This window comes from Kitasatospora sp. NPDC004272, from assembly GCF_053603035.1.
Genome location: NZ_JBSGET010000051.1, coordinates 1 through 21,236 on the forward strand (window position 1 = coordinate 1; position 21,236 = coordinate 21,236).

18 protein-coding genes are annotated in these 21,236 nt (G+C 74.1%); 6 read left to right on the plus strand and 12 right to left on the minus strand.

Translation table 11 applies throughout. The annotated features are described in order from the left end of the window. The 7 genes from ACWEO5_RS17570 to ACWEO5_RS17600 form a co-directional block, all read right to left on the minus strand. A partial coding sequence (locus ACWEO5_RS17570; RefSeq protein WP_452163217.1) for a glycosyltransferase occupies positions 1-1,179 on the minus strand: 1,179 nt, incomplete at its 3' end. Continuing rightward, on the minus strand, positions 1,176-1,976 hold the full coding sequence (locus tag ACWEO5_RS17575; RefSeq protein WP_452163218.1) for a polysaccharide deacetylase family protein: 801 nt from the start codon (positions 1,974-1,976) through the stop codon (positions 1,176-1,178). The genes ACWEO5_RS17575 and ACWEO5_RS17570, both read right to left, overlap by 4 nt. After that, positions 1,966-3,744 carry a lipid II flippase MurJ gene (locus tag ACWEO5_RS17580; RefSeq protein ID WP_452163219.1) on the minus strand — a complete coding sequence of 593 codons (1,779 nt, stop codon included), beginning with the start codon at positions 3,742-3,744 and terminating at the stop codon, positions 1,966-1,968. Before ACWEO5_RS17580 ends, ACWEO5_RS17575 begins: the two co-directional genes overlap by 11 nt. Next, complete coding sequence (locus tag ACWEO5_RS17585) at positions 3,741-4,973, minus strand: O-antigen ligase family protein (protein ID WP_452163220.1); 1,233 nt, start codon at positions 4,971-4,973, stop codon at positions 3,741-3,743. Before ACWEO5_RS17585 ends, ACWEO5_RS17580 begins: the two co-directional genes overlap by 4 nt. A gap of 100 nt (positions 4,974-5,073) precedes the next feature. Further along, positions 5,074-6,645 carry an exopolysaccharide biosynthesis polyprenyl glycosylphosphotransferase gene (locus tag ACWEO5_RS17590; protein WP_452163221.1) on the minus strand — a complete coding sequence of 524 codons (1,572 nt, stop codon included), beginning with the start codon at positions 6,643-6,645 and terminating at the stop codon, positions 5,074-5,076. A gap of 295 nt (positions 6,646-6,940) precedes the next feature. After that, entirely contained in the window at positions 6,941-8,104 is a 1,164-nt protein-coding gene (locus ACWEO5_RS17595) for a glycosyltransferase (protein WP_452163222.1), read from the minus strand. A gap of 118 nt (positions 8,105-8,222) precedes the next feature. Next, positions 8,223-8,663, minus strand: a complete 441-nt coding sequence (locus tag ACWEO5_RS17600; protein WP_344552255.1) for an SRPBCC family protein — start codon at positions 8,661-8,663, stop codon at positions 8,223-8,225. Positions 8,664-8,766: 103 nt separating this feature from the next. Here ACWEO5_RS17600 and ACWEO5_RS17605 point away from each other — a divergent pair, with 103 nt between their 5' ends. Beyond that, complete coding sequence (locus ACWEO5_RS17605; RefSeq protein WP_452163223.1) at positions 8,767-9,666, plus strand: HipA family kinase; 900 nt, start codon at positions 8,767-8,769, stop codon at positions 9,664-9,666. A 15-nt stretch (positions 9,667-9,681) separates the two neighbouring features. Here the strand turns inward: ACWEO5_RS17605 and ACWEO5_RS17610 are convergent, their stop codons facing one another. Beyond that, positions 9,682-11,166, minus strand: a complete 1,485-nt coding sequence (locus tag ACWEO5_RS17610) for a S8 family peptidase (RefSeq protein WP_452163224.1) — start codon at positions 11,164-11,166, stop codon at positions 9,682-9,684. A gap of 248 nt (positions 11,167-11,414) precedes the next feature. After that, positions 11,415-14,342, minus strand: coding sequence for a glycoside hydrolase family 48 protein (locus ACWEO5_RS17615; protein ID WP_452163225.1), 2,928 nt, complete (start codon positions 14,340-14,342; stop codon positions 11,415-11,417). A gap of 258 nt (positions 14,343-14,600) precedes the next feature. Between ACWEO5_RS17615 and ACWEO5_RS17620 the strand changes: the two genes are divergently transcribed. Further along, positions 14,601-16,187 carry a cellulase family glycosylhydrolase gene (locus ACWEO5_RS17620; protein WP_452163226.1) on the plus strand — a complete coding sequence of 529 codons (1,587 nt, stop codon included), beginning with the start codon at positions 14,601-14,603 and terminating at the stop codon, positions 16,185-16,187. Positions 16,188-16,218: 31 nt separating this feature from the next. Here ACWEO5_RS17620 and ACWEO5_RS17625 read toward each other — a convergent pair whose 3' ends face one another. Further along, on the minus strand, positions 16,219-16,374 hold the full coding sequence (locus ACWEO5_RS17625; protein ID WP_452163227.1) for a DUF2568 domain-containing protein: 156 nt from the start codon (positions 16,372-16,374) through the stop codon (positions 16,219-16,221). A 291-nt stretch (positions 16,375-16,665) separates the two neighbouring features. On the opposite strand from ACWEO5_RS17625, the gene ACWEO5_RS17630 reads away from it, so the two are divergent. Continuing rightward, complete coding sequence (locus ACWEO5_RS17630; protein WP_452163228.1) at positions 16,666-17,094, plus strand: nitroreductase family deazaflavin-dependent oxidoreductase; 429 nt, start codon at positions 16,666-16,668, stop codon at positions 17,092-17,094. Positions 17,095-17,116: 22 nt separating this feature from the next. Here ACWEO5_RS17630 and ACWEO5_RS17635 read toward each other — a convergent pair whose 3' ends face one another. Then, the gene (locus tag ACWEO5_RS17635) at positions 17,117-18,109 is read right to left on the minus strand and encodes an aldo/keto reductase (protein ID WP_452163229.1); all 993 of its coding nucleotides are present in this window, start codon (positions 18,107-18,109) and stop codon (positions 17,117-17,119) included. 119 nt (positions 18,110-18,228) lie between these two features. Here ACWEO5_RS17635 and ACWEO5_RS17640 point away from each other — a divergent pair, with 119 nt between their 5' ends. Then, positions 18,229-18,867, plus strand: coding sequence for a TetR/AcrR family transcriptional regulator (locus tag ACWEO5_RS17640; protein WP_452163230.1), 639 nt, complete (start codon positions 18,229-18,231; stop codon positions 18,865-18,867). A gap of 285 nt (positions 18,868-19,152) precedes the next feature. On the opposite strand, the gene ACWEO5_RS17645 is transcribed toward ACWEO5_RS17640, so the two are convergent. After that, entirely contained in the window at positions 19,153-19,911 is a 759-nt protein-coding gene (locus tag ACWEO5_RS17645; RefSeq protein WP_452163231.1) for a DeoR/GlpR family DNA-binding transcription regulator, read from the minus strand. Positions 19,912-20,023: 112 nt separating this feature from the next. On the opposite strand from ACWEO5_RS17645, the gene ACWEO5_RS17650 reads away from it, so the two are divergent. Together ACWEO5_RS17650 and ACWEO5_RS17655 are read left to right on the plus strand one after the other, a co-directional pair. After that, complete coding sequence (locus ACWEO5_RS17650) at positions 20,024-20,392, plus strand: DUF4406 domain-containing protein (protein WP_344552318.1); 369 nt, start codon at positions 20,024-20,026, stop codon at positions 20,390-20,392. Further along, entirely contained in the window at positions 20,389-21,138 is a 750-nt protein-coding gene (locus ACWEO5_RS17655) for an NUDIX domain-containing protein (RefSeq protein ID WP_452163232.1), read from the plus strand. Before ACWEO5_RS17650 ends, ACWEO5_RS17655 begins: the two co-directional genes overlap by 4 nt. Positions 21,139-21,236: the final 98 nt, after the last annotated feature.

Sequence of the window (21,236 nt, forward strand, 5' to 3'; positions counted from 1 at the left end):
GCGGCCGGCACGGCCCCGGCGGCCGGCAGCCGCCGCTGCCGGACCGGTGGCGCCTTCCGGGGCGGTGCCGTCGGCAGGTCTGCCGACGGCCTCGCGGTAGAGGGTGGCGAGTTCGGCGGCGATCCGGGCGATGTCGTAGTGGGCCACGACGGGGGGGACGGGGTGGGGGCCGGGGCGGGTGGTGGCGAGGAGGGCGAGCTCCCGGGCGTAGGGCTCGGGTTCGGAGGGGAGCAGGCGGGCGTGCGGGGCGGCGTCGGGCGGGAGTTCGGCGAGGGCCGGGCAGGCGGAGTGGAGCAGGGGGAGCCCGGCGGCGAGGCCCTCCAGGGCGGCCAGGCCGAAGGTCTCCTCGCGCGAGGGCGAGACCAGGACGTCGACGGCGGTGAGGAGTTCGGGCACGTCGTCGCGTTCCCCGGTGAGCACCAGGCGGTCGCGGACGCCGAGCCGGGTGGCCAGGTCGAGCAGGACGGCCCGTTCGGGGCCCTCGCCGATCAGCAGGAGGCGGGCGTCGGTGAGTCGGACCAGGGCCTCCAACGGGACGTGGAAGCGCTTGCCCGGAACCAGCCGGCCGACCGCGCCGATCACGAACACCCCGATCGGCAGGCCGAGTTGGGCGCGCAGTCGGCCGCGGTGGGCGGCCCGGACGGCGGGGGCGAAACGGTACCTGGCGGCGTCCACCCCGTTGGGGAGCAGCCGGACCCGGTCGGCGGGCACGCCCCATTCGTCCAGGACCGCGGCGACCTGGCCGGAGACGGCGAGGGTGGTGGTGCCGAGGCGTTCGGCGCCCAGGTAGAGGGCGCGGACGCCGCGCGTGGTGGGACGGCCCTCGATCACGCCGGACTGCAGCGAGTGCTCGGTGGCGATCACCGTGCGGACCCCGGCCAGCCGGGCGGCCAGCCGCCCGTACAGCATGGCCCGGTAGAGGTGGGTGTGCACCAGGTCGTAGCGGCCGGAGCGGATCAGCCGGGTGAGCCGGGGCAGCACGCCGAGGTCGCGGTTGCCGCGCATGTCGAGGTGGTGGACGGTGAAGCCGTCGGCGCGCAGTTCGCGGGCGACCGCGCCGGGGTTGGTGAGGGCGGCCACCTCGTGCTCCTGGTCCTTCGGCAAGTGCCGCAGCAGCAGGGCGAGTTGGCGTTCGGCGCCGCCCGCGTGCAGGCCGGTGACCACGTGCAGGACTCTCATCGGGGCTCCCCCGCGGTGGCCTTCGGCTCGGACTTCGGCGGGGCCCAGCGCAGCCCGGTCACGGCGTCCCGCCAGCGGTGCCGGCCGTGCTTGGCGCGCAGCCGCCAGGCGCCGTCCCGGTCGCCGACGTAGCAGCGCGGCAGGGCGTGCCGACCGGTCAGCCAGGAGTGCTCGATGGCGCAGGCGTAGTCGTAGCCGGCGTCCCGGACGGCCCGGGCGGCGGGCAGGTCGACCGCGCCGTACGGGTAGCAGAAACCGGTGACCGGGGCGTCGAGCAGGTCCTCCAGGGCCCGCCGGCTGTCCGCCGTCTGGCGTTCCAGGGCGGCCGGGGAGAGGCCGGGCAGTGCCTGGTGGCCGAGGCCGTGCGAGCCGATCTCCCAACCGGAGCCCGCGAGTTCGACGACCTGCTGGACGGTCAGCAGCTTCTTGCGCGGGCCCTCGGTGTCCCAGCCGTTCTCGCTGCCGAGCAGGTCGGGGACGACGTACGCGGTGGCGGTGAAGCCGTACTCGCGCAGCACCGGGACGGCGTGCCGGGCGAAGTCCGCGTAGCCGTCGTCGAAGGTCAGGCCGACCAGGCGGGACTCCCGGCCGCGGGCCTGCGCGGCCAGCAGTTCGCGGACGCTGACGCCGCGCCGGCCGGTGCGGTGCAGCCAGTCCATCTGTTCCGCGAACCGCTCGGGGGTGACGGTGAGTTGGTACGGATCCTCGTCCTCCTCGGCCACCGAGTGGTACATCAGGATCCAGGGCGCGAGCCTGGGGGCGAGTGCCTGGGCCGGCAGGCGGGGGTCAGCGGCCATGCGGCTTCCCTTCGGCGGCGGTGGACGGGTCGGTGGTGGGCGGAGCGGTGCCGTCCGGCGCGCCGGCGGGCGGGGGGACGGCGGGTGCGGCGGCGGTACCCGGGCGGCGGGCCCGGGCCAGCAGGCCGAGCACCGGGCCGCGCACCTCGGCGGCGCCGAACAGCGTGCCGAGCGCGGCGAAGACCAGCAGCACGGTGGCGCCGCCGAGCAGCGCGGCGGGCAGCGGGTCGGCGGTGGCCCGGGTGGCCAGCCAGCCGAGCGCGGCGGCGGCGAGGGCGGCGCCCAGCAGCCGGGCCTGGCCGCCGAGCACCCGGGGCAGCCGCAGCGCGACGCCGCGCAGCATCAGGCCGCGCATCAGCAGCGCCGCGGTGGTGGTGATGCCCGCGGCGTTGCCCGCGGCCAGGCCGAGCGCCCCGAAGTGCGGGGTGGCGCCGACGCCGACCGCGACGGTGACGGCCAGGCCGAGCAGCATCGCGCCGACCGGGTACCAGTCCGGCCAGGTGATCCGGTCGCCCTCGGCGCGCGGGGTGTCGGCGCGGCGCACCACCGGGCGGACGCAGAAGTACGGCCGGACCATCACCCCGATCATCGCCTGCGCGGGCAGGCCGAAGGAGTAGACCCGGATCACCGCGGCGGTGGCGGAGGTGTCGGCCGGGCCGAACGCGCCGCGCTGGAACAGCAGGGCGACCAGCGCGGGGGCGCAGGCCATCAGGAAGGCGGTGCCGAGCAGGACCAGCGCCGCGGCCTGGCCGAGGTCCTTCTCGACCCGGTCGCGGGCGGCCGTGAAGTCCCCGGCCGCCATCGCCCGGGCCACCACCGGGAAGGTCACGGTGACGATCAGGATCGCCGAGGTCATCGCCAACTGGCTGACCTTGGCGGCGTAGTTGAGGTGCGAGATGGTGCCGGGCGGCAGCCCGGAGCCGAGGTAGCGCTCGATGAACACCTGGGCCTGCCGGGTCAGCGTGAACGCGGCGACCGGCAGCAGCGCCAGCGGGATCAGCACCAGTCGGCGGGCCGCGCCCCGGCGCAGTCCGCGCCGCCGTCCGCCGGAGCGCAGCCGGCGGGCGAACGGCAGCAGCAGCACGCCCGCCATCAGCGCGCTGCCGACCGCGACGCCGATCGCCGCGGAGCGCACCCCGAGCAGCCGGTGGCCGCTGAGCAGCAGCGCCAGGATGCCCAGGTTGTACATCACGTAGATGACGGCGGGCGCGGTGAAGGAGTGCAGGGCGCGCAGCGCGGAGGCCAGGTACCCGGCGACGCCGAACGGCAGGATGGTGAGCGCGGTGATCCGGGTGCAGGTGACGGCGAGCTGCGGGTCGGCCAGGCCGGGGGCGAGCAGGTCGACCAGCCGGGGGGCGCCGAGCGCGACGGCGCCGGAGAGCGTGCAGAGCGCGAGCAGCAGCCAGGGCAGCGTGGAGCGGGTCAGCTGCCGGACCGGGTCCGGCCCGTGCGGGCGCTCCTCGCGCAGGACGAGGGCCAGGCTGAAGGCCGGGACCATCAGGAACGCCATCGCGTCCTCGATCAGCAGCGGCGCGAAGGTCTCCGGGACCGTCCAGGCGACCAGGAAGGCGTCGGTGCCCTGGTTGGCGCCGAAGTAGCGGGCCAGCAGCAGGTCGCGGAGCAGGCCGAGGGCGGAGCCGGCCGCGCTGAGCAGCGCGGTGACGCCGAACGCCTTGGCCAGGAACCCGCGTCTGGCGGGTTCGGCGGTCGCCCGCGGGGCGGGGACGGCGGTGGCGGCGGGCCGGGCCACCGGCTGGTCTGTCGTCATGCGCCGTCTGCTTCGCGGGAGTCGGGGGCGGGGCCGGGGAAGGTGGTACGGGCGGCCAGGCCGAGCACCACGGAGGTCAGCACGGTGGTGGTGCCGCCGATGTCGGCGTAGAGGAAGTCCCAGAGCACCCAGCAGAGCAGGGCGAGCGCGGCCAGGCCGGGGCCGGTGGCGCGGCGCAGGCAGCCGAGCAGCAGGGCGAGGAACAGGGCCAGGTAGGCGACCACGCCGAGCAGGCCCTGCTCGCTGAGCACCAGGAAGTACATGTTGTGCGGGGAGAGCAGCGGTTCGCGCTGGAAACCGATGGTGGAGTCGGCGGCGTCGCTGCCGGAGGACAGCCGCAGCGGGGCGTGGCTGTCGCGCAACTGCTGGAACGCCTTGGGTCCGGCGCCGGTGACCGGGTGGTCCTGCCAGATCCGGCCGGCGGTGGACCACAGGTCGTAGCGGTCGGAGACCGACTGGTCGGGGGCGGCGGAGACCGAGCCGATCGAGCTGAGCCGCTCGGTGACACCGGAGGCGCCGAGGCCGAGGCCGCCGACCAGCACCACCGCGGCGGCGGCGCCGACCAGCACGCCCTTGACGGCGAGCCGGGCGTCGGCGCGCAGCAGCAGCACGCCGGCGGCGACGGCGGTGGCGATCCAGCTGCCCCGGCTGAACGAGACGGCCAGCGGGAAGGCCAGGAACGCGGCGCTGGCCCACATCGCCCGGCGCAGCACCCTGCTGCCGCCGGGGCGGCGCTCGGCGAGGGCGAGCCCGAGGGCGGCCAGCAGCCCGTACGAGACGACGGTGGACATCGCCATGACGTCGAGGGCGCCGAAGGTGCCGATCGCCCGGATCGGCTGGCCGGTGTAGGAGGCGCCGGTGCGGGTGAGGTACTGGTTCGCGCCGACGGCGCCCTCGATCAGGGCGGCCAGCACGAAGGAGCCGAGCACCAGGCGCCGGTCGCGGGTGTCGCGGACGGCGAGCAGCACGGCGACGGGGACCAGCACGAAGATCTGCACCAGCCGGACGAAGCCGGTGGCGCTGCTCGCCGGGTCGATCGAGTGCACGGTGGCGACGGCGGCGGCCAGCACCACGCCGCCCAGCAGCGCGCAGGCGGCCGGGTCGAGCCGGGGCAGCCGGCCGCGCAGCAGGTCGAGGGCGATCAGCCCGACCAGGGCCAGCGAGGCGAGGTCGGCCGGGGTGACGTGCACGGACGCGGTGACGTCCTTCTCCCCCGTCGGCACGCACACCAGGAGGACCGTCGCGGCCGCGAGCCAGCTCGCCCTGGGCGGGACTATTGCGGCCAACCGCCTGGCGGGGTGCGGGAGTTGGAGGGCGATGGCCATGGGTTCAGCTCCCGTCCGGGCGGACCACCAGGGCGGCGGTGCGGAGCAGGACCTTGGCGTCCCCCCACAGGCTCCAGCCCTCGATGTAGCGGTTGTCGAAGCGCGCCCGGTCCTCGATCGAGGTGTCCCCGCGCAGGCCGTTGACCTGGGCCAGGCCGGTCAGCCCGACCGGGACCCGGTGCCGGTCGGCGTACTCGGGGTACGCCTGGCCGAACCGCATGACGAAGTAGGGGCGTTCGGGGCGCGGGCCGACCAGGCTCATGTCGCCGCGCAGCACGTTCCACAGCTGCGGCAGCTCGTCCAGCGAGGTCCTGCGGAGGAACTTGCCGATCGGGCCCATCCGGTGGTCCTGCGAGATGTTCCAGCGGGTGGCCGACTCGTGCTCGTTGGAGGGGCGCAGGGTGCGGAACTTGAGGACGGTGAAGACCTTGCCGTCCAGGCCGGTGCGCTGCTGGCGGAACAGCACGCCGGGGCCGGTGTCCCAGCGCACCGCGAGGGCGCAGACGGCCAGCAGCGGGGAGATCAGCAGCAGGCCGAGTCCGGCCGCGGCGATGTCGAAGCCGCGCTTGACGACCCAGCCGCCGCGCCGCATCGCGGGCGGCCCCAGGCGCAGACAGGGGAAGCCCCACAGGTGGTCGCCCGCGCCCTGGACCGAGTCGAACTCGCGCAGGCCGGGCACCAGCCAGACCTGGCAGCCGAGCCGGGCGGCGTGCCGCAGCGCGGCCAGCGTGTCGGCCTCGTCGGCGGCGCCGGAGGTGGCCAGCACGTGGTGGATCCGGTAGCGGCGCAGCACCCGGCCGAGCACCTCGCGGCCGCCGAGCACCGGCAGCGGGCCGCCGGCCGGGAGCAGCACCGGGTCCGGGTCGAGGTAGCCGACCGGGCGCAGGCCGTACTCGGGGCGGGCGGTGAGCACCGCGGCGATCCGCTGGCCGAGTTCGCCGGCGCCGAGGATCAGCACCGGGCTGGGGCGGCGGCGGCGGGAGCGGCGGGTGAGGTGGTGGACGAAGGCCCGGCCGAGGGCGGCCAGCGGGAGCACCAGCAGCAGCAGGGCGATCAGCCGCAGCGGGCTGACCGGGCCGAGGTCGGCCCAGCGGCCGGCCAGGCAGGCGTCGGCGGTGATCGCGAAGGCGGTGGCGACGGCGGCGCGGGCGGCCAGGGCGGGCAGTTCGTCGAGCGCGGACAGGCTGAGCCGGGCGCGGTAGAGGCCGCCGGCCAGGTTGAGCGGGAGCAGGGCGGGCAGCAGCAGGGCGGCGGTGGCGGCCGGGCGGGTGCCGGCGGGGGTGGTGGCGGCCGCGGCCAGGCCGACGGCGAGCGCGTCGGCGGTGGCCAGCGAGAGCGGCAGGGCGACCCGGGAGTGCAGCCGGCCGCGGTGCCGGCCGACGCCGGACGAGGTGCGGGGCGCGGCGGCCCCGGCCCGCGGGCGGCTCTTCGTCCGGGCGCCGGGGCGGCTCTTCGTCCGGGCGCCGGGGCGGTCGAGGACGCCGGTGCCGGGGCGGCCGTCCGGCCGGGTGCCGGGGCGGCCCGGGCCGGTCAGCGTTCTGCCCGGTCGCGGCACGCTCTCGTGGTCAATGGTCATCAGCGCACGAACTCCCCTGCTGTGTACCCGCCGCGGCCGGGCAGTCGGACCGGACGCGCACCGGCTCGGCGCCCCGGCCCGGTGGACGCGGTCCAGGTAAGCACCTGCTGCCGTGAAAGGCCGTCGACCATTTCGCTGCCGATAATGGGGACGAAGCAGGCAAAATCAGACATTACCGAACGCCGACCGGCGCGCAGGGGGCTGACATGCCATTTCATTCCACCCGCCCAATAATCAGACATTCAGGAAAGAAGGCCGCACCTGCGCGGGCGGGCGTTCACGGTCTGACAAACGATCAGAACCGCTGCGGGACACGGTCCTTGCGGGCCACCGGCACCGCGCCACCCCGAACAATCGTCCGGTAGACCGCCGCCACCTGCTGGATCACCCCGCGAATATCGTGATGATCTGCCATGTGTGACCGGGCCAGAACTCCACGCCTTTCGCATTCCGCCCGGTCACCCAGGAATTCGGCCAGTCGTTCGGCCAGCGCGACGGGATTCTCCGGCGGCACCACCGCGCGCTCCCGCTCCCCCGGCGGCAGGCACTCCCGGGCCCCCGGCACGTCGGTCAGCAGCACCGGCCGGCCGCAGGCCATCGCCTCCAGCGGGGCCAGCGCCATCCCCTCCCAGCGCGAGGGCAGCACCGCCAGGTCGGCCGCCGCCAGCCACAGCCGCGGGTCCGCCACGTCGCCCACCATCCGCACCCGGGACGGGTCCGGCAGCGAGCGCACCTGCTCGGCCAGCGCCTCCGCGTCCGGACCGCCGCCGACCAGCACCAGCCGGGCCGCCGGGCGGGCCAGCTGCACCCGCGTCCAGGCGTCCAGCAGCACGTCCTGGCCCTTCTGCCGACACAGCCGCCCCACGCACACCGCCAGCGGGTCGGCCCGGTCCAGGCCCAGGGTCATCCGGGCCGCCCGCCGGGAGGCCGGGTCGGCGGGCGCGAAGTGCTCCAGGTCCACGCCGTTGGGCACCACCCGCCAGTCGGCGACCAGCCCGGCCCCCTCGCCGTCGGCCCGCTCCCGCTCGCTGACGCACAGCACGGTGCGGGCCCAGCGGGTGGCGTGCCGCTCCCAGCGCAGGCTGGCCTCGGCCATCGCGCCGTCCACCGCCGCGAACGACCAGGCGTGCGGCTGGAACACGGTGGGCGGGGTGCCGCGGGCCGCCAGCCGTCCGGCCAGCCCGGCCTTGGCGCTGTGCAGGTGCAGCACGTCCGGGCCGGTGCGGCGGATGATCCGGCGCAGCCGCCAGGTCTCCCCGGCGACGCCCGCGCCGGGCGAGCGTTCGGCGGGCCAGTCCAGCACCCGGGCGCCGGCCGCGGCGGCCTCGCGGGCGAGCCGGCCGCCGGGGGGGCACGCCACCAGGACCCGGCACCCCGCCGCGCGCTGCCCGCGCACCAGGTCCACCACCACCCGGGCCACCCCGCCGTCGACCGGCTGGGACACATGAAGGATCGTCATCTGCACGGCCCGGAGCCTAAGTTGACGGTAGCGCCCGCCCGGGCCCGCTTCACCCGTCCGGGGAAACCAGACACCCGTACGGCTGACGCGCCGCACGGGTGTCCGAGTGCCGGGGTGCTCAGCCGAGTTCGGCCGCCAGGTTGGCCAGCACCTGGTCGTGGATCCGGTTCAGGCCCTTGGGCGCGAACGTCCGCTCGAAGAAGCCGCCGATGCCGCCGGCGCCGGTCCAGGTCGCCTCCACGGTGACCCGGCTGCCGCTCTCGCCGACCGCCGACACCGTCCAGGTGATCACCATCGAGGAGTTGGCGTCGGTCTCCACCAGCTTCTCCGGGCTGGGCGCCGACACCGTGAACAGGCAGTCGCGCACCCGGCTCTCGGTCGCCTGCAGCTTCCAGTGCACCTGCGTCCCGGCGCCCCGGCCGCCGGAGCGCACCTCGTACTCGCTGTACTGCGCGGGCAGCAGCTTCGGCCGGGTCACCGCGTAGTCGGCCAGCACCTCGTACACCCGCGCCGGGTCGGCCCCGTACGTCCGCTCGGTGGTGGCGTGCACCTTGCCCATCGCTTCACTTCTCCTCGGTCGGCTGCTCGACGGTCGGCCCCACCCAATCACCGACCCGGACGGCCGCCAAACCGGGGGCGGCGGGCCGCGTTAGGCTGGGCGGATGCTCGATGAGGTGAAGGCGCTGCGCTATGTCGACCCGCTGCGGGCGGGGGGGTCGGTGCCCGGGGTGGTGGAGGCCGACGACCTGGGGACGTACGTGGTGAAGTTCACCGGGGCGGCGCAGGGGGTGAAGGCGCTGGTGGCCGAGGTGATCGTGGGCGAGCTGGCGCGGCGGCTGGGGCTGCGGGTGCCGCCGCTGGTGCTGGTGGACTTCGACCCGGCGGTGGCCGCGGACGAGCCGGACCAGGAGATCCAGGACCTGCTGCGGGCCAGTGCCGGGCGCAACCTCGGGATGGACCTGCTGCCGGGGGCGCGGGACTTCCGGCCGGGGATGATCGAGGTGTCGCCGGCCGAGGCGGGCCGGGTGGTCTGGCTGGACGCGCTGACCGGGAACGTGGACCGCAGCGTGCACAACCCCAACCTGATGGTGTGGCACGGGCGGCTGTGGCTGATCGACAACGGCGCGGGCCTGGTCTTCCACCACCGCTGGGCGTCCGCGGCCGCCTCGGTGCACAAGCGCTACGACCTGAGCGGCCACGCGCTGGGCGGCTCCGCGCCCGACCTGGCCGCCGCCGACGCGGCGCTCGCCCCGCTGGTGACGCCGGAACTGCTGGGCGAGGTGGCCGCGCTGGTGCCGGACGCCTGGCTGGCCGACGAGCCGGGTTTCGACTCGCCGACCGCGGTGCGGGAGGCGTACGTGGCGCACCTGGCCGCCCGGGTGGCGCACTCGGCGGCCTGGCTGCCGGAGGGCTTCGCAACGCCCGAGCAGATCCGGGCCGCCGAGGAACGGGCCGCCGCCGCGCGACTGGCAGCCCGTCCGGCCTGGTTGAAGCAGGTCCCGAACCGGGCCGGCCTGGCTCCGGTGGAGCCGGACTGGTCCCGGCACGTCGGCGGGGAGTGAGCTACTGGCGGCGGGTCAGTTGCGCCACCAGTCGGCCGCCTTCGCGGCGGAGACCACGCCCGCGCCGTAGAAGCCGTTGTTGCGCTCGGGACCCTCGCAGGTGGCCTGGTACAGGCCGGTGCCGCCCGGGTTGAAGACGCCGGTCGGGCAGGCGTGCGGGTCGGCCTGCTTCACCAGCAGGGCGCGCAGCTGCTCCGGGCCGGCCCACGGGTGGGTGGAGGCGAGCAGTGCGGCGACGCCGGCCACGTGCGGGGAGGCCATCGACGTGCCGGAGCTGTAGCCGTACTTGTTGCCGGGGATGGTGGAGAGCACCGCGCCGCGGCCGTCGGGGGTGTCCGGCACCTGGTAGCGGCTGTCGCCGCCGGGGGCCGCGACGGTGACCTTGTTCAGTCCGTAGCTGGAGTAGTACGCCTTGTCGCCCTTGACGCCGATCGCGGAGACCGCGACCACGCCGGGCAGTTCGGCGGGCAGGTCGAGGCAGCTGTCGTCGATCGGCCGGGTGACCGGGTCGGTGTCGTCGGGGCTGGAGACGTCGACCGTCTTGTGCGCCAGGTCGATGTTCTCGTTGCCCGCGGCGGCGACGTTCAGCACGCCGTTGCGGCGGGAGTAGTCGACGGCCCGGCGGACCGCCTCGCTGACGGCCGCCTGGTCGGGGTCGTCGGCGCAGTTGAACATCCACGGGTCGACGTAGTAGCTGTTGTTGGTGACCTGGAAGTGGTGCTCGGCGGCCCAGACGAAGCCGCAGATCGCGTACTCGGGGTAGATGAACCCGCCGTCGTCGACCACCTTGACGGCGGCCAGCCGGACGCCGGGCGCGATGCCCTCGACGCCCTTGCCGTTCTTGGCGGCGGCGATGGTGCCGGCCACGTGGGTGCCGTGGCTGCTGGTGGTGGGCTGCCAGGACTGCCAGTCGGTGTCGGGGCGGCCGCTGAGGCAGGACGCGGAGAGCTCGGGGTCGACGTTGGCGGCCAGGTCCTCGTGGGTGGCGTCGATGCCGGAGTCGAGCACGCCGACCACCACCGAGCGGCTGCCGAGGGTGGACCGGTGCGCCTGGTCGACGCCGATCTGCTTCATGTCCCACTGGTTGGCCCAGAGCGGTTCGCTGCCGTCGGCGGGCGCCGCGGCGGGCACGTCGGCCTCCTGGACGATGCCCTCGACGCCGCCGGCCTGGATGCCCGCGGTGCGGCTGGCGCCGACCGAGTCGATGGTCTTCGAGGCGCGGAGCCGGCCGGCGAAACCGGGGTCCGCGGAGCGGGCGATCACCACGCCTATCTGCTCGTAGGAGGCGACCACGGTGCCGCCGGCCACCTTGACCTCCCGTTCGGCCTTCTGGGTCTGGCCGTGGTTGGCCCGGGTGTTGACGACGTAGCTGAGCAGGGGTCCGTCGGCGGTCGCGGCCGACGCGGCGGCGGCGGGCAGGGCCAGTGCGCCGGCCGTGGCCAGGGTGAGGCAGGCCGCGGTGGCGGTGAGTGCGGAGCGACGGATCCGGGGAACTCTCATAGGGGTTGACCCTCCCGAGTGGCGGCGGCGCGATCGAGGGTGATCGATTGCGTCCGAATGGCCGGGAGACTATTCACCCGATATGACAAAAATCAAGAGGTAGTAAAGCAATCTCCTCAGAACGGGCGAGTGCCCGGTCCGCTGTCGGTCGGACCGGGCACTCGCGCTCGGGGTGACGGCGGATCAACCGCCGGGGGTGGATCGGCCGTCGGTGGCGGCGGCCGCCGGGGGCGTCGGCCCCCGCCGGGTCAGCCGCCGAACAGTTCGCCGTAGGTCGCCATCGCCGTGGCGATGTCGGCCTGCGCCCAGAACCGGTGGTACGTGAAGGTCGGCGCGGCGCCGCCGTTCAGGTACGTCTGGACCTTGGCGAACGAGGGGTCGTTCTTGTACCAGGACCGGATCGACAGGAAGGTGGAGCTGCTGTTGATCGGGTCGCCGTTGGGCATGGTGCCGGTCCAGCCGCTGGGCACCGAGACCGAGTCGTTGAACCGGCTGTAGTCGGTGCGGGTCTCCGGGATGGAGATGCCCAGCGCGTCCTGGTTGTTGGTCCACATGCCGTCGAGCAGCTTCTGCGCCGCGCTCTTGGCCGCCGCGTTGCCCGACTTGGCCGCGTAGTACGACAGCAGCTTGGCGTAGGAACCGGCCACGCCGACGTCACTGGTGTAGTCGAGCACGCTCACGTGCAGACCGCTGTTGGCGCCCGGGGAGGTGGCGTTCCAGGTGTCCGGCTTGCCGCTCCAGGACAGCGTGGACGGGATCTGGTAGCTGCCGTCCGCGTTGAAGGTGGTCTTGGACAGCGCCCAGGTCACCCACTTGTCCAGGATGGCCTTGGCCTTCGGGTCGTTGCTGGAGTAGTAGTACTCCGCCATCCGCTCCAGGCCCCAGGCCTGGAAGCCGAACCACTGGTTGGAGGCCGGGTCGTGGTAGACCGGCGCCTCGTCGTAGAACATCCCGTAGAAGGTCGGGGTGCCGGCCGGCGGGGTCCCGTAGTCGCCCTCCCAGCTGTTGGTCGCGCCGCCCGCGATCGCGCCCTCGTTGGACTGCAGCCACTGGGTGAACTCGACCTGACGGGCCATCGAGGTGGTCCAGTCGGACTTGCCGGTGGTCGACTTGGGGGCCATCGCCGGGTCGTTGACCAGCGCGTACGCGGCCATCGGGTTCTGGTAGCCGCCGTGCGCCGCGCTGTCGCCGATCCGCCAGGACCAGCCGGCCGAGGTGTCGGTGGCGCCGCCCCAGGCGTAGTACCAGGACAGCAGGTAGTGCTCGGAGGTCTTGCCGCTGCCGGGCGCGCAGGCGCTGGCGCCGACGCAGTTGCCGATCTGCTTGAAGTACTTGTCGAAGAACGAGTACCGCAGGTAGTCGCCCATCTTGCCGGCCTTGGCCACCGTGGTGGCGACCTGCGTGCCGTTGCCCTGCGCCTTGGCCCAGGTGTCGGCCCAGTAGGCGGCCTGGATGGCGCGCGCGTCGGCGTCCGGCGCGTCGGTGTACTTCCACTGCTTGGCGTAGGAGTTGTCCTTGACGAACAGGTCCAGGTACCCGTTCTTGCCGCCGTACTTGAAGTTGTCGCAGGTCGGCTGCGGGATGGTCTCGAACACCGACTCCTGCGCACCGCGCTGGTAGGTGTTGATGAACGAGGGGCCGGGCGAGGTCGGACCGGCCTCGCACTTGCCCGGGCCGTTGCCGTAGCCGTAGACGTTGTCCACGTCCTGCAGCCAGTGCATGCCGTAGATGTCGTCGGTGCCGTACGCGCTCTTCAGCTCACCGGCGATCGGGTCGTTGCCCGCGGTGATCGAGGTGTCCAGCGCGGCCGGGTAGTCGCTCGGCAGCGGGCGCTCGGGCGCGTAGGTGGCCGGCTTGGAGGCGTTGTAGAACGAGTTGGTGGGCTGGTCGGCGTGCCCCGGGATCATGTACGTCTCCATGAGCGTCCATGCCGCGTTGAACTTCGACCAGTCCTGGGTGACCCGCCCGTACTGGGCCTCCAGCCAGATCAGGTACGAGTACGCCTCCGAGGTGGTCTCGTGCCCCTGGTCGGGGGCCTCGACCAGCAGGGTCTCCACCGAGTGGTACGGGATGCCCTCCGGCGAGAAGTAGCCGTTCGCCGGGTTCTTGATCTTGTTGTACAGCTGCAGGAACCGGTCGTTGTACACGCCCGAGGCGGCGGCCAGTTCGGTCACCGTGACCGCCGAGGAGGTGTACCCGGTGGCGGTGGAGGTGAAGGTGGCCGAGCCGGTGGAGGCCGCGTCGGCGGTGAGCGTGACGGTCTGCGCCGTCGACCAGTTGCTCGGGGTGAAGGTCAGCGTCGCGCCGGAGCTGATCGACAGACCGGTGTTGCCCGAGGTCCGGGTGGTGGTGACGGTGACGTTGGCGCTGGGCTGGCTGGACAGCTTCACCGCGAAGCTGCCGGTCTTGCCCTGGTTGACCGACAGGGTCAGCGGGGTGGCGCTGATCGCCGGACCGGACGCCACCGTGACGCCCGCCGGGGTCGACTCGCTGCTCGCGCCGAGGCTGTCGTACGCCTTGGCGTAGATCGAGTGGTTGCCGCTGGCCGCGCCCGTCCAGCTGTAGGTGTACGGGGCGGTGGTGGCGGTGCCGATCAGCGTGGTGTTGTCGTAGAACTCGACCTTGCTGATGCTCGCGCCGTCCGCCGCCGCCGCCGTGGCCGAGAGCGGGATGGCCGCCCCCGCCTGGTAGTTGGCGCCCGGGGCGGGGCTGGTCAGCGTGGTGGTCGGGGCCGCGTGCGCGCCGGTGCAGCTGGTGCCGTTGACCGCGAAGGAGGTGGGCGCCGCGTTGGTGCCGCTGTACGAGAAGTTGGCGCCCGCGGTGGCCGAGCCGCCGGCCGCGATGGTGCCGGCCCAGGCCGGGGCGGCGACGGTCACGTTCTTGCCGGACTGGCTCCAGGTGCCGTTCCAGCCGGTGCCGGAGAGGGTCTGGTTGCCGGTGTACGCGTAGGTGAGCGTCCAGCCGTTGAGCGCGGCGGTGCCCTTGTTGTTGATCGCCACGTTGGCGGTGAAGCCGCTGCCCCAGTCGTTCGTCGTGTAGTCGACGGAACACTGGACGACGGCGGCGGAGGCCGGGACGGCGACCGCGGTCGACAGGCCGGCGGCGAGCAGCGTGAGGGCTGCGGTGAGCGCCGAGACCCGATTTCGAGGCACCCGGTGACGGGTTGGGGACGACATGGCGGCTCCTCGGAGGGGGTGGGTGGGGGAGTCCGGGGACGGTCGTGCAGGGGTGGTCCGGACGGTCGGCAGGGGGTGCCTTCCGGCGCGGTCCACGGGGTCGTTCTGTGGGAGCGCTCCCAAATATCGGGAGGCATAAGCGGAGTGTCAAGAGAGTGCGCAGCCGAGGCCGGTTGGCAACTACCTTGCCCCTGGCTATGGTTCGGGGCGGGCCTGTGGGAGCGCGCCCATTTCTCCCCCTCCTTCGAGGAGTCGGACATGTCCGTCCGCACCACCACCCTGGCGCTGGTCTCGGCGTTGGCCGCGACCGCCGCGGCCACCCTCGCCCTCACCGGCGCGGGCACCGCGGCCGCCGCCGGCGTCCAGTGTTCCGTCGACTACACGACGAACGACTGGGGCAACGGCTTCACCGCGAACGTGAAAGTTACCAACGCGGGCACCACCGCGATCGACAACTGGAGCGTCGGCTACTCCTACACCGGCAACCAGACCCTCTCCGGCACCGGCTGGAACGGCACCTGGAGCCAGTCCGGCAAGAACGTCACCGTCGCCGCCCCGGCCTGGGCCGGCAGCCTGGCGGCCGGCGGCTCGGTCAGCGCCGGCGCCAACTTCTCGTACAGCGGCAGCAACGCGGCGCCCACCTCGTTCACCGTCAACGGCGTGGCCTGCAACGGCGCGGCGAGCCCCTCGCCGTCCCCCTCCCCCTCGCCGTCCGCCTCGGCCTCCCCGTCCGCGTCGGCCTCGCCCTCCCCCTCGGCGTCCGCGTCCGCGTCCGCTTCGGCCTCGCCGTCGCCGTCGCCCTCCGCCTCGTCGAGCGGCGGCACCGGTGGCGGCAAGGCCCCGGCGCTGCACGTCTCCGGCAACCAGCTGGTGGACGCCAACGGCAAGCAGGTGGTCCTGCGCGGCGTGAACCGCTCCGGCATGGAGTTCATGTGCGTCCAGGGCTACGGCTTCTCGGACGGACCGGTGGACGCCGCCTCGATCGCCGCGATCAAGAGCTGGAAGGCCAACGCCGTCCGCGTCCCCGTCAACGAGGACTGCTGGAACGGCTACGCCAACGTCAAGCCGGAGTACGCGGGCGAGAACTACCGCACCGCGGTGAAGAACTTCGTCTACGCGCTGCGGGACGCCGGGCTCACCCCGATCATCGACCTGCACTGGACCCAGGGCCTCTACACCGGCAACTCCTCGGGCTGCTCGGACGTCAACTCGACCTGCCAGAAGCCGATGCCGGGCGCCGGTGCGGCGACCTTCTGGTCCTCGGTGGCCACCACCTTCAAGAACGACCCCGCGGTGGTCTTCGACCTGCTCAACGAGCCCTACGCGGACCGCGCCGTCTCCGGCATCGACCAGGCGTGGAACTGCTGGCGGGACGGCGGCAGCGCCTGCCCCGGCATCAACTACCAGGTCAGCGGCATGCAGACGCTGGTGAACTCGGTCCGCGCGGCCGGTGCGAACAACGTCGTCCTGCTCGGCGGCCTGGCCTACTCCAACGACCTCGGCCAGTGGCTCGCCCACAAGCCGACCGACCCGGCGGGCAACCTGGCCGCCTCCTGGCACGTGTACAACTTCAACACCTGCGCCAGCCAGTCCTGCTGGAACTCGACCGTGGCGCCGCTGGCCGCCCAGGTCCCGGTGGTGGTCGGCGAGATCGGTGAGAACGACTGCGCCCACTCCTTCATCGACCAGGTGATGTCCTGGGCCGACGCCGCCAAGGTCTCCTACCTCGGCTGGACCTGGAACACCTGGGACTGCGGCCAGGGCCCGTCGCTGATCTCCAACTTCGACGGCACCCCGACCGCGTTCGGCCAGGGCCTCAAGAACCACCTGGCCGCCGTCAACTGACGAACCGTCCGGCCCCGGGCGGCCGCGCCGCTCACACCGACCGCCTCCGGCGGGCGTACGTGTGCAGCGCGGCCACCGCACCGGTGCCGAACCAGCAGAGCTCGAACGCCGCCCGGGCCGTGCCGTGCACGGGCCGGGCGGCCGTCGGGGCCGCGAACCGCCCCCACAGCACGGCGAGCACGGCCACCGACGCCGAACTGGCCGCCGGGCTCGACCCCGACCGGCGCGCCGCGCTCGCCGAGGGCCTGCGGGCGCTCGGCGCACGGCACGTCCCGCACTAGCGGGCGGCCGGGGGCGGGCGGTCGGGGTCAGCCGGTCGGGGTCGGTCGGCCCGGGCCGGCCGGTCGGGGTCGGTCGGACGGACGCGTGGAACAGCCGGGCGCGCCGAAGCCGCCGGGCGAAATCCGGTGTGCGGCGGTGCAGGTGACGCGTAGCGTGCGTGATGGTCCGTCAGTTCGCCTGTCCGAGAGGTGTCCTCGTGTCGTCAGAACGGCTCCAGCGCAACCAACTGGTGATCGACGAGTTCCGCTCCGCCGGCGGGGTGGTCGGCGGCGACTTCGCCGGGGTGCCCCTGCTGCTGCTCACCACCACCGGCGCCCGCAGCGGGGAGCCGCGCGTCATGCCGGTGACCTACCTGGAGGACGACGGGCGGCTGGTGGTCTTCGCGGCCAACGGGGGCCGGCCCGACCGCCCCGGCTGGTACCACAACCTGCTCGCCGACCCGGCCGCCCGCGTCGAGGTCGGCACCGAGAACTTCCCCGTCACCGCCTCGGTGGCCGAGGGCGCGGAGCACGACCGGCTCTGGGCCCTGCAGTTGGTGCGCACCCCGTACTTCGCGGACTTCCAGGAGCGGGCCGGGCGCCGGGTCCCGGTCGTCGTCCTGACCCGGGAGGTCGCGCCGCACTGACCGGGGCCGGGGCGCCCGGGTTTCACCAGGCGTACGCCTCGGGGGCGGGCTTGGAGCCGTTGGGCGCGGGAGAGGGGAAGAGCCGGTCCAGCTCGGCGAGCGTGTCGGCGTCGAGCCGGATCTCCAACGCGCGTAGCGCACCGTCGAGTTGGCCGATCGTGCGGGGCCCGATGATCGGCCCGGTGACGCCCTCCTGGGCGAGCAGCCAGGCCAGTCCGACGTGCGCGGGGTCCTCGCCGAGCCGGTCGCACAGCTCCTCGTACGCCGCGACGGCGTCGCGCCGCTCGTCGAGCGCGGCGGCCCAGATCCCCGAGCCGCTGCGGACGGCGAGCCCGTCGCGCTGCTTGCGCAGGACGCCGCTGAGCACCCCGCCGTGCAGCGGCGAGTAGGGGATCACGCCGATGCCGTACGCCCGGGCGGCGGGCAGCACCTCCAGTTCGGCCCAGCGGGTCATCAGGTTGTAGATCGACTGCTCGCCGACCAGGCCGAGGAAGTGCCGCTCGCGGGCCGCCTCCTGGGCCTGGGCGAGGTGCCAGCCGGCGAAGTTGGAGGAGCCGAAGTACAGCACCTTGCCCTGCTGGCGCAGCACGCCGAACGCCTCCCAGACCTCCTCCCACGGCGTGCTCCGGTCGACGTGGTGCATCTGGTACAGGTCGATGCGGTCGGTGCCCAGCCGCTTCAGCGAGCCCTCCACCGCCCGCCGGAGGTGCAGCGCGGACAGGCCGCCCTCGTTGGGCCCGGAACCGGTCGGGAGGTACGCCTTGGTGGCGAGGACGGTCCGGTCGCGACGTCCGCCGCCCCGGGCGAACCACCGGCCGATCAGCTCCTCGGTGAGCCCTTCGCCCGGCCGGGCGCCGTAGGAGTCGGCGGTGTCGAAGAAGTTGACGCCGTGCTCGTGCGCCCGGTCCATGATCGCGTGGCTGTCCTCCTCGGAGGTGCGCGAGCCGAAGTTCATGGTGCCGAGGACGAGCCGGGACACCGAGAGGCCGCTGCGTCCGAGACGGGTGTACTCCATGGGCTCCAACCTTTCCGTGAGGGCATGAGCCGCATCAGTCGGGATGCATGGAAGCTATAACTTGCAACACGAATGACGCAAGTAGCCGATGAACCATGACACCCGCGTATGCTTTCGCCATGGAGATGCAGTCGCAGGCACAGGCGGACACGTCCGGGAAGCTGCGCGGGAAGGCGGCACCCGCCGGCGGTCGGCCGCTGCGCGCGGACGCCGAACGGACGGTGACGGCGATCCTGGAGGCGGCCGAACGCACCCTCGGCCGGGACCCGGCGGCCACCATGGAGCAGATCGCCGAGGCCGCCGGCGTCGCCCGCACCACCGTGCACCGGCGCTTCGCCACCCGCGAGGCACTGGTCGACGCACTGGCCCTGTGGGCCACCCGGCGGTTCGCCGCGGCCGTGGCGGAAGCCCGCCCCGACACCGCCCCGCCCCTGGTCGCGCTCTACCGGACGACCGCCAACGTCCTTGCGATCAAGGTGGGTTGGGGATTCGCGATGAGCCAGGCATCCTCCGCCGACCCGGAGGTGGCACGCATCCACGCCGAGGTGCGGGAGACCTGCGAGCGGCTGTTCGTCCGCGCCCGGGAGGCGGGCGTCCTGCGCCTCGACGTCGACGTGCCGTGGACGCGGCAGGTCTACTACGCCCTGATCCACCAGGCCGCCCAGCGCCGGGACGGCGCGGACCCCGACGCCCTCGCCACACTCGTCGTGGACACCCTGCTCCGAGGCGCCGGAACACCGCACCCGGACTGGCTGTGACGGCCATGACCACTGGCAAAATCCTTGCCAGATAGGCGAGTTCGGCCCTTCGCGGTGTGCCCGGCGCGGCTGGCGGATGATCACCCCGGCGGCGGCGAAGCGCTCCGGGCCACCGGACAACAGCCTTGCTGAAAAACGTGGTTCGGCCGTTCGCGGTGCGCCCGGCGCGCTCGGCCCGCCCGCCGGAGGCGGCGAGGTGTTCTCGCGCCCCCAGGGCAGCGCACACCGCACTTCCCCCGGGCAACAGCCTTGCCGTCAGCGGCGGTTCAGCCGGTCGCGGTCCGCTCAGCGCGCCTGGCGGATGGTCACGCCGGCGGCGGCGAGGCGTTCCAGTGCCGGGTGGGCGGGGTCCGCGTCGGTGATCAGGCCGGCGACGCGGTCCCAGGGCAGGACGCGGAACGGGGAGGCGGCGCCGATCTTCTCGGCGGAGGCCAGGATCCAGGTCTCGGCGGCCCGGGCGGACAGGGCGCGCTTCATCGCGGCCTCGTCCGCGTCGCCGGTGGTGAGTCCCGCCTCGGGGTGGACGCCGGTGACGCCGAGCAGGCAGAGGTCGGCGGAGACGTTCTGCGCGGCCTCGACGGCGGCGGCGCCGCAGGCGACCGCGGAGTGCTTGAACACCCGGCCGCCGAGCAGGAACAGTTCGGCCCGGGGGTGCTCCAGCAGGGCCGCCGCCACCGTCGGACTGTGGGTGATCACGGTGCAGTCGAGGTCGGGCGGGAGCAGGCCGGCGACGGCGAGCGCGGTGGTGCCGCCGTCCAGGATCAGCGTGCCGCCGGGGCGGATCAGTTCGACGGCCGCGGCGGCGACCCTGCGCTTGCCGCCGGGCGCCACCGACTGCCGCTCGGTGTAGTCCGCCATCGCCGGGGAGGCGGGCAGCGCGCCGCCGTAGACCCGTTGGCACAGGCCCTCGGCGGCGAGGTCGCGCAGGTCGCGGCGGACGCTGTCCTCGGAGATGCCGAGTTCGGCGGCGACGTCCTTGGCCACCACCTTGCCCTCCCGGGCCAGCAGTTCGAGCAGGTGGTCGCGCCGTTCAGCAGCCAGCATCCGCATTCTCTCCTGTTCTTTCACGTTTCTGCATGTATCGTAGCGCCCCATGACCCAGCAGACCGCAACGACCCCGTCCACGGCCCGCCCCGGCACCGGCCCCGACTCCCCCATGCTCGTCCTGATCGCCGGCCCCTACCGCTCCGGCACCGGCGGCGACCCGGCCGCGATGGCCGCCAACCTGGCCCGGCTGGAGGAGGCCGCCTGGCCGGTCTTCGCCGCCGGGCACCTGCCCGTGATCGGCGAGTGGATCGCCCTGCCGGTGCTCCGCTCGGCCGGGGCGGGCCCCACCGACCCGCTGGCCGAACAGGTCCTCTACCCGGCCGCGGACCGGCTGCTCGCCCACTGCGACGCCGTGCTCCGGCTGCCCGGCGACTCCACCGGCGCCGACCAGGACGTCGCCACCGCCCGCCGCCGCGGCCTGCCGGTCTACCACGACGCCGCCGAACTCCCGCGCCGCACCCGGCAGGAGGACGCGTGAGCGCCCGCCCGGGGATCGACCTCCCCGACCACCGCGGCCGCACCGGCCTGGACCGCGCCGGGCGCGACCTGCGCCGCAACCCCGGCGTGCGGGTGCGCGAGGTCGAACTCACCTCGCAGGGCTGGCACGTGCTGCGCCGCACCACCTTCGACTACCGCCGCCGCGACGGCCGCTGGACCACCGAGCAGCGCGAGACCTACGACCGGGGCGACGGCGCGGCCGTCCTGCCGTACGACACCGCGCGCGGCACCGTCCTGCTGACCCGCCAGTTCCGCTACCCGGCCTACGTCAACGGGCACCCGGACGGGATGCTGATCGAGGCGGCGGCCGGGCTGCTGGACCCGGGCGAGGCGGGCGACGCGGCGGCGGCCGTGCGCCGCGAGGGCCTGGAGGAACTGGGCGTCGAGCTCGGCCCGCTGACCCACGTGCTGGACGCGTACATGAGCCCGGGCTCGGTCACCGAGCGCCTGCACTGCTACGCGGCGCCCTACCGGCCGGTCGACCGGACCGGGGGCGGCGGCGGGCTGGAGGAAGACGGCGAGGACATCGAGGTGCTCGAACTGCCCTTCGCCGAGGCGTTGGCGATGACCCGGGACGGCCGGATCGCCGACGGCAAGACCGTCCTGCTGCTCCAGTGGGCCGCGCTGGACGGCCCGTTCGCCGAGCGGGCGACGAACGGCGCGACCGGCAGCACGGCGGACGGCGCGGCGGACGGCGCGGCGGACGGCGCGGCGGACCGCGACTAGAGCCGCCCCGGCGTCGACCGCGACGCCGGGGCCGGAGGCCGGCCCCGGGCCGGGGGCCGGCCTCCCTGTTCCGCCACCTCGCGCGGAACCGTGCAGAA